This window comes from Bartonella sp. MU70NMGDW, assembly GCF_042194085.1.
Taxonomy (GTDB): domain Bacteria; phylum Pseudomonadota; class Alphaproteobacteria; order Rhizobiales; family Rhizobiaceae; genus Bartonella; species Bartonella grahamii.
On sequence record NZ_JBHIMK010000015.1, the window covers coordinates 23,675 to 31,898 of the forward strand.

Sequence of the window (8,224 nt, forward strand, 5' to 3'; positions counted from 1 at the left end):
CCTTTTTCTACTGCGCTCTTTGAATTATTATTCTGCTGTATCAGACAATGCCCGCTGTGCAATAAATTCACGCGCATCATCAAGCTCCACATTAAGAGCAAGTGAGCGCATTTCTTTTACCAACACATTAAAGCTTTCGGGTATACCCGCCTCAAATGTATCATCACCACGCACAATTGCCTCATAGACTTTCGTTCGACCGGCCACGTCATCCGATTTTACTGTTAGCATCTCCTGCAAAGTGTATGCAGCACCATAAGCTTCAAGTGCCCAAACCTCCATTTCACCAAAACGCTGACCACCAAACTGTGCCTTACCTCCTAATGGCTGCTGCGTAACAAGTGAATAGGGACCAATGGAACGTGCATGAATCTTATCATCAACAAGGTGATGCAATTTCAACATGTAAATATATCCTACCGTTACTCGACGATCAAAAGGTTCTCCAGTACGACCATCATAAAGCGTAACTTGCCCTGAACTATCTAAGCCTGCGTCCTCTAGCATCATGTTAATATCAGACTCATGTGCTCCATCAAAAACAGGCGTTGCAATTGAAACCCCTTTCTTCATCTGTAATGCCAATTTGTAAAGGCTTTCATTATCATACTGACGGACTGGTTCATTTTGATTATCATCAGGCATAAGATTTTCAATACGCTGACGCAACGGCAATATATCCCCAGTCTCTTGATACAATTCTAACAAATCACCAATCTTCTTGCCCATCCCCGCACATGCCCAACCAAGATGCGTCTCAAGAATTTGTCCAACATTCATACGACTAGGCACACCAAGTGGATTCAAAACGATATCAGCATGGGTCCCATCTTCAAGAAATGGCATATCTTCTACGGGAAGAATACGTGAAACAACACCCTTATTCCCGTGACGTCCCGCCATCTTATCACCTGGTTGGATTTTCCGCTTCACAGCCACAAAAACCTTCACCATTTTCATGACACCAGGAGGCATTTCATCACCTCTTTGGACCTTTTCAACTTTATCCATAAAGCGACGTTGTAATGCTTCTTTTGATTCATCATATTGCTTGCGCAAAGTTTCAATTTCATTTTGAAGCTTCTCATCCTCAACAGCAAATTGCCACCACTGGGATCGTGGATAATGCCCCATTACTGTACTATCAAGCTTTTTACTGCCCGAAAAGCCTTTCGGACCTTCTACAGCAACTTTACCTGTCAACATATCGGTAAGGCGCGCATAAACATTGCGATCAAGAATAGACTGTTCATCATCACGATCTTTTGCTAAACGCTCAATTTCTTCACGCTCAATTGCCATCGCACGTTCATCTTTTTCCACGCCATGGCGATTAAAAACGCGAACTTCAACAACAGTACCAAAAGTTCCAGGAGGCATACGCATAGAAGTATCACGAACATCGGATGCCTTTTCCCCAAAAATTGCACGCAGAAGCTTTTCTTCTGGCGTCATGGGACTTTCACCTTTTGGGGTAATCTTTCCAACTAAAATATCACCTGGTTGAACTTCAGCACCAATATAAATTATGCCAGCTTCATCAAGATTTCTTAACGCTTCTTCCGCAACATTAGGAATGTCGCGCGTAATTTCCTCAGGCCCAAGTTTTGTATCGCGTGCTGCAACTTCAAATTCCTCAATATGAATTGAAGTAAAGACATCATCAGCAACAATGCGCTCGGATAACAAAATAGAATCTTCATAATTGTATCCATTCCAAGGCATAAAGGCTACGAGAACATTCCGCCCAAGAGCTAAATCACCAAGATCCGTGGATGGACCATCTGCAATGATATCACCTTTCTCTATCCTATCACCGACATGTACAAGAGGACGCTGATTAATACAAGTGGACTGATTAGAACGCTGAAATTTCTGTAGGCGGTAAATATCAACCCCTGATTTTGAAGGATCTAAATCTTCTGTTGCACGGATAACAATACGGGTAGCATCGACTTGATCAACAACACCACTACGTTTTGCACTCACAGCAGCTCCTGAATCGCGTGCAACAATGGCCTCCATTCCTGTCCCAACAAATGGCGCTTCGGCGCGGACAAGAGGAACTGCCTGACGCTGCATGTTCGATCCCATAAGCGCACGATTCGCATCATCATTTTCCAAAAAAGGAATAAGCGCTGCTGCAACTGAAACCAATTGTTTTGGTGAAACATCCATCAAATCAACATGATCACGCGGCGCCATTAAAACTTCACCAGCATGACGGCAAACAACAAACTCTTCTGTAAAACGACCTTCACTATCTAATGAAGAATTAGCTTGAGCAACATAATGCTTTGCTTCTTCCATCGCTGAAAGATAAATAACTTCTTTTGTGACTTTTCCATCAACAATTTTTCGATATGGGCTTTCAATAAAGCCATATTTGTTAACTCGCGCAAATGTTGCTAAGGAGTTAATGAGACCAATATTGGGGCCTTCTGGTGTTTCAATCGGACAAATACGACCATAATGCGTAGGATGTACGTCACGAACTTCAAAACCCGCCCGTTCACGAGTCAAACCACCTGGACCAAGAGCAGAAAGACGGCGCTTATGGGTAATCTCCGACAATGGATTAGTTTGATCCATAAACTGCGACAATTGTGAAGACCCAAAAAACTCACGAACTGCAGCAGCAGCAGGCTTTGCATTGATCAAATCCTGTGGCATAACTGTATCAATTTCAACCGATGACATGCGCTCTTTTATCGCACGCTCCATACGAAGAAGACCAATGCGATATTGATTTTCCATCAATTCTCCAACGGAACGAACGCGACGGTTGCCAAGATTATCAATATCATCAATTTCGCCACGACCATCACGCAATTCAACCAACATCTTAACAACAGCAAGAATATCCTCTTGGCGTAAAATGCGAACTGTGTCTGGACAATCAAGATCCATACGCAAATTCATCTTAACACGCCCAACGGCTGAAAGATCATAACGCTCTGGATCAAAAAACAATGAATGGAACATTGCTTCTGCTGTATCGATTGTTGGGGGCTCACCTGGACGCATCACTCGGTAAATATCAAATAACGCATCCTGTCGACTTTCATTTTTATCCACCTTTAAAGTATTGCGGATATAAGCGCCAATATTCATATGATCAATATCAAGGATATTGATTTGATCAGCACTAACATCAAGCAAAATTTTTAATACTTTTTCGTCAATTTCATCACCAGCTTCAAGGTAAATTTCACCTGTTTCGTAATTGACGATATCTTCGGCTAGATAACAACCTAATAAATCATCTTCACTAACTTTAACCGCTTTAAGTCCTTTTTCTGCCAAAGACTTCGCAGTACGAACTGTTAATTTTTTACCAGCCTCCGCGACGACTTCACCACTATCTGCATCTATAAGGTCAGAAATGAGCTTCATTCCTTTAAAGCGATCAACAGAATAAGGAACTCGCCATCCTTCTCCATCACGCTCATAAGTCACTTTATCATAAAACGTCGATAAAATATCCGACGCATCCATACCTAGTGCCATCAAAAGACTAGTAACAGGAATCTTGCGCCGCCGATCAATACGCGCATAAATAATGTCCTTAGCATCAAACTCAATATCAAGCCAAGAACCACGATACGGAATAACACGAGCAGCAAAAAGAAGCTTTCCTGATGAATGGGACTTTCCTTTATCATGGTCAAAAAAGACACCAGGAGAACGATGCATCTGCGAAACAATAACACGTTCCGTACCATTAACAATAAAGGTACCATTCGTCGTCATTAAAGGCATATCGCCCATATAAACGCCTTGCTCTTTAATGTCTTTGATATCTTTGGAGCCGGTATCCTCATCAACATCAAAAACAATCAAACGTAATATGACCTTTAATGGGGCAGCATAAGTTAAATCACGTTGACGGCACTCTTCAACATCAAATTTCGGTAAATCAAATTCATAACCAACAAACTCAAGCATAGCTGTACCGGAAAAATCTGAAATAGGAAAAACCGATTTAAAAACAGCTTGCAAACCTTCATCTGGTCGTCCACCTTTCGGTTCCTCAACCATGAGAAACTGATCGTATGACGCTTTTTGAACCTCAATAAGATTCGGCATTTCTGCTACTTCAGGAATCTTACCAAAAAATTTACGTACGCGCTTACGACCATTGAATTGAGACATCATTGCGTGAGTCTGAGCCATCGTCGCTCCTTGATCTTTACTCTTCAAGGTAGACCAACCTTGAAAGCCTTATATCATTAACCTGCATATGCAGACCAGTTCACTTGACACTCAACAATGAGCATCATTAACTTTCCCCACCAACATAAGCCATTTTTATCTCTTGACTCTATGATGAAGGGATGGGTAGTGCAAACCTATCCCATTACTGTTACAAAACCGTTGGGAAAAGGTTTTTTACTCATTATTTTCCCTCTTTGTATTGAGAGAAAGAAAATCGGCGAACATAAATGCCCGCCGATAAAATTAAATTTACTTAAGTTCCACTTTAGCACCAGCAGCTTCAAGTTGAGATTTAATTTTTTCTGCTTCTTCTTTAGAAGCACCCTCTTTAATAGGCTTAGGTGCCCCTTCAACCAGATCTTTAGCTTCTTTAAGACCAAGTCCAGTAAGAGCACGAACTTCCTTAATAACATTAATTTTTTGCGCACCACCTTCAACAAGAATAACATCAAATTCTGTTTTTTCTTCAGCAGCTGGAGCAGCAGCACCAGCAACAGCAGCGACAGCTACAGGAGCAGCAGCCGAAACTCCCCACTTTTCTTCAAGTAACTTAGAAAGCTCAGCGGCTTCCAAAAGGGTTAGATTAGAAAGGTCTTCTACGATCTTCTCTAGATCAGCCATTTTTAAATTCCTTCAATTAAAAGATTTGAACCATTATTAAATTTTATCCAAAAAAACAGAACAGCCTTAAGCCGCCTTATCCTCCTGAGCATATGCGCCAATGACACGTGCAACCTGACTAGCTGGGGCATTAACAACCTGTGCAATACGGGTCGCAGGGGTAGAAATCATACCCACAAGTTTTGCACGCAACTCGTTTAATGAAGGCAATGAAGCCAATGACTTCACAGCATCTACAGTTAAACTTGTTGCCCCCATTGAACCGCCAAGGATGACAAATTTGTCATTGCTTTTCGCAAAATCAACAGCAACTTTCGGTGCTGTGATCGGATCTTCTGAATAAGCAATAAGTGTCTGTCCAGTAAACAAACCCACTATCGATTCAGATTCCGTGCCCTGAAGAGCGATTTTAGCAAGACGGTTTTTGGCGACTTTAACGGCACCGCCAGCTTCACCCATTTTCGAACGTAGATCATTCATCTGTGAAACTGTCAGACCGGAATAATGTGCAACAACAACAGAACCAGACTTCCGAAAAGCCTCGTTAAGCCATGTAACAAATTCGCGTTTTTCCGCTCTATTCACTGTCTCTCTCCATTTAACAGATTTGCTTAAAACAAACCTATTGGTTACCTTTGATAACATAAAATACTTCATGTCACCGATGAGGATCCTGTCCCCTTTTTCACGCACAGCGTTCAAAGGCAACCTTGGCTCAAACCCTTTAAGTCTTTTAACTCTCAGTTTTTACCCCAGTCTCATGCAGGTTTTTTTGATTAAGATACTTAAAAGCATCACCTACAATCTCGGACAGGATATTCCGGAATTTCTCCCGGCATAACCTAAGCTCTATAAAGCTTAGATAGCTAAATGCTGATCAAAACCAGCATTTTAAATACAATTTTGATATTCACATACCCAAAAACAAAATTATAAATCAGCTTATACTAACTCTGAACGAACTGTTGCTGGATCAACTTTAATACCAATTCCCATAGTCGAAGAAACAGCAACGCGCTTAATATACTCACCTTTTGCACCTTGCGGTTTGGCTTTAATAACTGCACTTGCAAAGGCCTTTATATTTTCTACAATTTTTTCAACACCAAAAGAAGCCTTACCAATACCAGCATGCACAATACCAGCTTTTTCCACACGAAACTCAACAGCACCACCTTTAGAAGCTTTGACAGCACCGACAACATCAAGTGTTACAGTACCAACTTTCGGATTCGGCATCAAACTCCGCGGACCAAGAATCTTACCAAGACGACCAACAAGAGGCATCATGTCTGGTGTTGCAATACAACGATCGAAATCTATAGTCCCTCCATTAATGCTTTCAAACAAATCTTCAGCCCCTACAATATCAGCTCCTGCCGCCTTAGCTTCCTCAGCCTTATCCCCACGAGCAAAAACGGCAACACGAATATTTCTCCCTGTTCCATTAGGCAAATGAGCAACTCCTCGAACCATTTGATCAGCATGACGAGGATCAACACCCAAGTTCATTGAAATTTCGATTGTTTCATCAAACTTAGCAACTGCACGCTCCTTAACCATTGAAACGGCATCTTTCAAAGCGTAAAGTTCATTAAAATCAATATCTTTTCGGATATTTTTTATTCTTTTTGCTACTTTTGCCATAATATTACCCCACCACTTCCAAGCCCATCGAGCGAGCAGAACCTTCAACCATACGCATTGCTGCCTCAATGTCATTCGCATTAAGATCTTGCATCTTTGATTCCGCAATCGAACGAATTTTATCACGAGAAATGCTTCCTACAGACACTTTACCAGGCTCTTTTGAACCAGATTTCAGGTTTGCCTCCTTCTTTAAAAAGAATGATACAGGAGGCGTCTTGAGAGAAAATGTGAAAGACTTATCTTGGTAATACGTAATAACCACTGGAATCGGTGCTCCCTTTTCCATTTCTTGTGTAGCTGCATTAAACGCCTTACAAAATTCCATGATATTAATACCGCGCTGCCCAAGAGCTGGACCAATCGGTGGAGATGGAGTAGCAGCTCCTGCAGGAACCTGCAACTTAAGCTGACCTATACTTTTTTTTGCCATAACAATCTGCCTTTAATTTCACTGGTATACTGACAATTTATCTTGCCCGCTACCCGCTGCAGTCACGTGGTTCGGATCATTAAGCCGACAAAAGCCATAAATCACCTCCCACTCCTTCCTTAAAGTAATTAAAACTACTCTAAGTTTAATCAGAGTTTTTCAACCTGACCAAATTCCAAATCAACAGGCGTAGGACGCCCAAAAATAAGCACCTCAACCTTAAGACGAGAGCGCTCTTCTTCAACCTCTTGAACAATTCCATTAAACGAAACAAAAGGACCATCAGCAACGCGAACTTGCTCTCCAACCTCAAACAATACAGAAGACTTTGGAGACTCAACCCTTTCTTGAACTTGTTTGAGAATTTGCTCAACCTCTCGATCAGAAATGGGAACAGGACGCGCATCCGACCCTAAAAAACCTGTCACTTTAGGCGTATTCTTAATAAGATGATAAACTTCATCTGTTAACTCAGCACGAACAAGAACATAACCAGGAAAAAATTTTCGCTCAGCATCAACTTTTCGCCCACGACGAACCTCTACAACACGCTCTGTTGGAACAAAAATCTTTTCAAAAAGATGATCAAGTCCTTTTTGCTTTGCCTCCTTATCAATAGCTTCCGCTACTTTCTTTTCAAAATTTGAATATGCCTGAACAATATACCAACGAGCTGCCACAGTCACACTTCCTTACATTCTCAACTAAAAAGATATTTCAGAAGATCAATAACCCGCCAAACACCAAAATGCATAACCTGATCCACAATAAAAAAGAAAGCTGAAGCCAACGCAGTTACCAACAAAACCATAACAGTAGAAATAACCGTCTCACGACGTGTAGGCCATTTCACTTTAACTGTTTCTGCATAAACCTGTTTCAAAAAGGTAATCGGATTGGTTTTAGATGCCATCGTCACACTATACTCTCTCTAGCCCTATTGTGTTTTATAAAACAAAAATAAACAGAAAAAAATGCAAAAGCCAACTTTCGACTTATGCAATTTCCTTACTTCCTATTCAATACCGTTTCATACACAAAAAAACAAGCCCTATATCAAAAAAAGCGAAAAAGGCAGCAAAATCCACTCCCTTATATGAAAAATTCTATTCCCCTTTGGCAGGGGCAGCAGGACTTGAACCCGCGACCTGCGGTTTTGGAGACCGCCGCTCTACCAACTGAGCTATACCCCTAACTCTCAAAACTAAAACACTTTTAACATCCCTTTAACAAGCATTATTTATTCAATGATCTTAGAGACGATACCGGCACCAACAGTACGACCACCTTCACGAATAGCAAAAC

At 41.3% G+C, this 8,224-nt stretch carries 7 protein-coding genes, 1 tRNA gene and 1 pseudogene; all 9 read right to left on the bottom strand.

The window, feature by feature from the left end; genetic code table 11:
* Positions 1 to 27 precede the first annotated feature (27 nt).
* Complete coding sequence (rpoB, locus tag ACFIKE_RS02810) at positions 28 to 4,176, bottom strand: DNA-directed RNA polymerase subunit beta (protein ID WP_375626286.1); 4,149 nt, start codon at positions 4,174 to 4,176, stop codon at positions 28 to 30.
* A gap of 291 nt (positions 4,177 to 4,467) precedes the next feature.
* On the bottom strand, positions 4,468 to 4,839 hold the full coding sequence (gene rplL / locus ACFIKE_RS02815) for a 50S ribosomal protein L7/L12 (protein WP_012755028.1): 372 nt from the start codon (positions 4,837 to 4,839) through the stop codon (positions 4,468 to 4,470).
* Between the two features lie 66 nt (positions 4,840 to 4,905).
* On the bottom strand, positions 4,906 to 5,424 hold the full coding sequence (gene rplJ, locus ACFIKE_RS02820) for a 50S ribosomal protein L10 (RefSeq protein ID WP_375626288.1): 519 nt from the start codon (positions 5,422 to 5,424) through the stop codon (positions 4,906 to 4,908).
* 357 nt (positions 5,425 to 5,781) lie between these two features.
* Entirely contained in the window at positions 5,782 to 6,486 is a 705-nt protein-coding gene (rplA, locus tag ACFIKE_RS02825) for a 50S ribosomal protein L1 (protein WP_375626290.1), read from the bottom strand.
* 4 nt (positions 6,487 to 6,490) lie between these two features.
* A complete protein-coding gene (gene rplK / locus ACFIKE_RS02830) occupies positions 6,491 to 6,919 on the bottom strand; it encodes a 50S ribosomal protein L11 (protein ID WP_375626292.1) in 429 nt (142 codons plus the stop codon).
* A 149-nt stretch (positions 6,920 to 7,068) separates the two neighbouring features.
* Positions 7,069 to 7,599 (bottom strand): transcription termination/antitermination protein NusG, encoded by a 531-nt coding sequence (gene nusG, locus ACFIKE_RS02835; protein ID WP_012755024.1) that lies wholly within the window; start codon positions 7,597 to 7,599, stop codon positions 7,069 to 7,071.
* A 20-nt stretch (positions 7,600 to 7,619) separates the two neighbouring features.
* Positions 7,620 to 7,832 carry a preprotein translocase subunit SecE gene (secE, locus tag ACFIKE_RS02840; protein ID WP_273788145.1) on the bottom strand — a complete coding sequence of 71 codons (213 nt, stop codon included), beginning with the start codon at positions 7,830 to 7,832 and terminating at the stop codon, positions 7,620 to 7,622.
* 204 nt (positions 7,833 to 8,036) lie between these two features.
* Positions 8,037 to 8,112: transfer RNA gene (locus ACFIKE_RS02845), tRNA-Trp, on the bottom strand.
* A 47-nt stretch (positions 8,113 to 8,159) separates the two neighbouring features.
* Positions 8,160 to 8,224: pseudogene (locus tag ACFIKE_RS02850) on the bottom strand (elongation factor Tu); the annotation flags it as partial.

Bases quoted from the DNA above. Each gene is read 5' to 3' on its own strand.
- rpoB (WP_375626286.1), bottom strand. From the start codon at position 4,176: ATGGCTCAGACTCACGCAATGATGTCTCAATTCAATGGTCGTAAGCGC.
- rplL (WP_012755028.1), bottom strand. From the start codon at position 4,839: ATGGCTGATCTAGAGAAGATCGTAGAAGACCTTTCTAATCTAACCCTT.
- rplA (WP_375626290.1), bottom strand. From the start codon at position 6,486: ATGGCAAAAGTAGCAAAAAGAATAAAAAATATCCGAAAAGATATTGAT.
- rplK (WP_375626292.1), bottom strand. From the start codon at position 6,919: ATGGCAAAAAAAAGTATAGGTCAGCTTAAGTTGCAGGTTCCTGCAGGA.
- secE (WP_273788145.1), bottom strand. From the start codon at position 7,832: ATGGCATCTAAAACCAATCCGATTACCTTTTTGAAACAGGTTTATGCA.